Source organism: Enterococcus sp. 6D12_DIV0197 (genome assembly GCF_002174385.1).
In the GTDB taxonomy this organism is placed as follows: Bacteria; Bacillota; Bacilli; order Lactobacillales; family Enterococcaceae; genus Enterococcus_D; species Enterococcus_D casseliflavus.
In genome coordinates, this window is sequence record NZ_NIBN01000001.1 from 3,746,328 (window position 1) to 3,749,710 (window position 3,383).

Here is a 3,383-nt window from a genome sequence, read left to right on the forward strand (position 1 = left end):
AAATAAAATAAAATTTTAAATCTTTTAATTTTACCCACAAAGTCACATTTCAAAAAAAAAATTAACAATTAATTAAAAGGTAGAAAAATTTTAGGAGGAAAAAGAATGGAATTCATTGCTAATTTGTTTCGAGAAAATAATAATTTATTGGATATTTTTTTTCTTGTAGCAATTATGGATATAGTAACAGGATGGATAAAAGCGAGTGTAAAGAAAGTCTGGCTTTCAAGCCTTAGTTGGAATGGCTTATGGAAAAAAGTAAGTAGTTTTGTTCTTATAATATTAGCTAAAATATTGGACTTTATTATTAAAGAAAATGGAATTCAATTTCAGTTTTCAGTTTATAATTTGTTTATATCTTTATTAATTCTTACAGAAATAGGAAGTATAGTAGAAAATCTGTATGAAAGCGAATTTGTAGAATATTTAAAACAAATACTGAAAAAAGCAAAAGATACGATTACCAAGGACTTTTAATGTCACAACATAACTCATTTTACGACATTTGTTTATGATTCGAATCAAATAATTTATTGAGGTGAAATAAAGTATGGATAATTTGGATACAAAAAGTAGCGGAGATCCTTGGGTTGAAAATGTTCAGACTTGGTTAAATGAAGCATATGGATCTATCCCAGGATGGGGAAGTGTCCCTAAAAATGGAAAAACTGGTTGGCCAACAATATATGGCATAATTAGAGCTGTACAGTATGAATTAGGAATTTCTACATTTGCTGATAACTTTGGAACTACTACACAAAAAAAATGGGATGAGAAAATTGGTAGTATTCTTGTTGAAGGAAATAAACATAAAATTATTCAATTAATCGATGCTGGAATGATTTGTAAGGGAATGGGAACAGGATCTTTTAGCGAAGAGTATGGTCAGGCATCAAGAAATGCTATCTTACAGTTTAAATATGCTGCTGGAGCATCTGACACGACTGATAGTTTCTCATCAATGTGGGCTAAAGCTTTGTTTGATATGAGCGCATTTAGCTTAGTATATGGGGGCAGTTTAAAAATTCAAAAGGTACAGATGTATTTAAATCAAAAATATAGTAGTTATACAGGTATATTACCATGTGATGGTTTGTATCAAAGAGATACTAACAAAGCTTTAATTTTTGCATTACAAGCAGAGATGGGTATGTCTACAAGTGTAGCTAATGGTTTTTTTGGTGAAGGAACGACTGCAAATTGTCCAACTTTATCACCTTCAAAAGGTACAAAAAATAATATTGCCATTTTGCAGGCTGCTTTGACTGTTAATGATGAATACAGTGGCAGCTTAGATGGAATCTGGAATTCTGCTTTATCTACAGCGACAAAGAATTTCAAAAAATTCATGAATATATCTCCTATTGATGATACCGCCAATATGCCTGTAATCAAAGCATTATTGACAACAACTGGAGACACTGCACGAAAAACATTTGCATGTGATACTTCTTATCAAATACTAACCCCAGACCAAGTTGGCATTTTGAAAAATGCTGGATATACCACAATTGGTCGTTACTTGACAGGTACTGTTGGAATCGGTGATACTGAACGCCCTAAAAATTTGAGTATTAAAGAATTAAAATTATTAGAGGCTAATAATTTTAAAGTTTTCCCAATTTACCAAAATGGTGGAGCCTCCTTATCTTATTTTTCTAGATACGGCCAAGGAATTAATGATGCAATCCAAGCAGGTGCAGCTGCTAAATCTCTAGGTTTCAAAAATGGAACCACTATATATTTTGCTTGTGATTTTGATGTTTTAGGAAACGAAATTCCTGTAATCGTTAGTTATTTAAGAGATGTTGTTCATACGATGCAAAGCAAGTATCCTGAGTATGGAGTTTCTTTATATGCTCCTAGAAATGTATGTACACAAGCCATGGATTCAATTATACAAATTCAAAATTGTTTTGTGTCAGATATGTCTTCGGGCTTTAGCGCAAATCTCGGATATAAAATGCCTAAAAATTGGTCATTTGATCAATTTTATGAATATAGACTTAACGGTATTGACATAGACAAAGTTGGTGTTTCAGGATATTGGGATAGCGGTCAATCTTCTTTTAATTATCCGACAGACTCTGAAAGTTCTTTAGAATTAGAAGAAGCAAAAAAAGCTGCCATCGCAAAGAAAATCACAGATGCTCTACCACTATTTAAAGAAACTTTGACAACAGAGTTTTCCTCTGAAGTCGAACAAACAGCAGTTGTTGGTAATATAGTTTTGCAATTAAAAGTATCGAATAGTCTGGATGTTTTTGATGGAAAATACGCAAAGTTTAAAATTGAAAATGGAAAGCCAGAGCTTAAATTTCAAAAAGATATGCAGCTAATTCAAGACCTTATTGATTTAACTGATAAAAATAACCAAGTAGTAGATATTGTTAATAGAATTAGTGGAATAATGAATAACGGGAATATTCAGATTTCTATGGATATTAATGATGCTGGTGCTATTGGTGTAGTAATTAAATCTACTGGGAATGATACTATAAAAGTTAACAATGAGTCATTAAACTATAATTTTTCTGTATCTTTAGGGATTTATTTCGATCCAAGGGAACTACCACCTGGACTTTCTCCGGAACTAGACAAATACAAAGTTGAAGTAGCCGAAATGGATCGTCGAATTAGTTTAGCTTTAGGTTCTATTGCTCTAACACCAGTTGTTGTACTTGCTTTCTTAGGGCTCTCCGGAGCAGCAGCTGGAACTGGAATACTAAAAAGTGTTGCAGTAATAATTTCTACAATGCTAACTTTATTGGCAAAACCTTTTAAAAAATAAATATTTACTATTAAATAAAATTTACGATAGAAAGTATGCTGTCGCCTCCTATAATTAATAGATTGTAGGAGGCTCTATTAGTCGAATAGTATCACACAAGACATCACTAATTATTTAGATAAGGAGTTGAAATACATGGGTATTGAAAATATGATTGGATGGATGGAAAGTCGAAAAAATAAAGTTAGCTATTCATTGAAAAATAGATTGGGACCAGATAGTTATGATTGTAGTTCAGCGCTTTTCTTTTCACTAATTGCGGGCAATTTTTTACCAACGAATAGTATGGGAAATACTGAAACTCTATTTAAAATGAATGGCACATTACTATACAAAATAAGTCGAAAAAATGTTAAACGTGGAGATATTTTTATTTCTGGAATACCTGGTTATTCAAATGGTGCTATGGGGCACACTGGAATTTTTATTAATGAAAATAGTTTTATTCATTGTTCATATACATAGAATGGTATCCATATTGATAAAGATGATAGTTATATGGGAACAAATTTGAAACATAATTTTTATAAAATTACCGATACTAAAAATAATATTCCAAGTAAAAAGTCAATAGAAACTGTAGCAATAGAAG

The 3,383-nt window shown here is 31.4% G+C and carries 3 protein-coding genes; all 3 read left to right on the top strand.

Annotation, left to right across the window (positions count from 1 at the left end):
• Nucleotides 1-105: 105 nt before the first annotated feature.
• The 3 genes from A5867_RS17735 to A5867_RS17745 all read left to right on the top strand — a co-directional run bounded on the left by A5867_RS17735 (nucleotide 106) and on the right by A5867_RS17745 (nucleotide 3,256).
• Complete coding sequence (locus A5867_RS17735) at nucleotides 106-477, top strand: phage holin family protein (RefSeq protein WP_087628143.1); 372 nt, start codon at nucleotides 106-108, stop codon at nucleotides 475-477.
• A gap of 73 nt (nucleotides 478-550) precedes the next feature.
• A complete protein-coding gene (locus A5867_RS17740; protein ID WP_087628144.1) occupies nucleotides 551-2,791 on the top strand; it encodes a glycoside hydrolase domain-containing protein in 2,241 nt (746 codons plus the stop codon).
• 135 nt (nucleotides 2,792-2,926) lie between these two features.
• On the top strand, nucleotides 2,927-3,256 hold the full coding sequence (locus A5867_RS17745; protein ID WP_170927557.1) for a peptidoglycan amidohydrolase family protein: 330 nt from the start codon (nucleotides 2,927-2,929) through the stop codon (nucleotides 3,254-3,256).
• Nucleotides 3,257-3,383: the final 127 nt, after the last annotated feature.